Genomic DNA, 463 nt, shown 5'->3' on the forward strand with positions numbered 1-463 from the left:
GTGCGCTGGCTGCACCGCGACTGGGAAGCGAACGTCGTCCGCGCGGCGCTCGCGGTCCATTCCGGCGGCTACATGCAGCATCCGGAAAGGGAGCGCGCCAAGGTGGAGGCGGTGATCGACGCCGCGATCGCGGAAGGCATCTACGTCATCGTCGACTGGCACGCGCACCAGCCGGAGCCGGAGGCGGCCGCCGCCTTCTTCGGCGACATCGCGCGCAAGTACGGCGCCTATCCGGGCCTCATCTACGAGCCCTATAACGAGCCGCTGCCGGAACATGGCTGGAAAGCGGTGCTGAAGCCCTATCACAGCCGGGTGATCGCGGCGATCCGGGCACACGATCCCGACAATTTGATCGTCGCCGGCACGCGCAGCTGGTCGCAGGACGTGGACGAGGCCGCGGCCGACCCGCTCGACGACGTCAATCTCGCCTACACGCTCCATTTCTATGCGGGCACGCACCGCC

The 463-nt window shown here is 68.0% G+C and carries 1 protein-coding gene; it reads left to right on the plus strand.

All coding sequences use genetic code 11. The annotated features are described in order from the left end of the window. A partial coding sequence (locus AC2JF9_RS09005) for a glycoside hydrolase family 5 protein (RefSeq protein WP_500727081.1) occupies positions 1–463 on the plus strand: 463 nt, incomplete at both ends.

The sequence above is a fragment of the Lactobacillus sp. C449L genome, assembly GCF_059900815.1.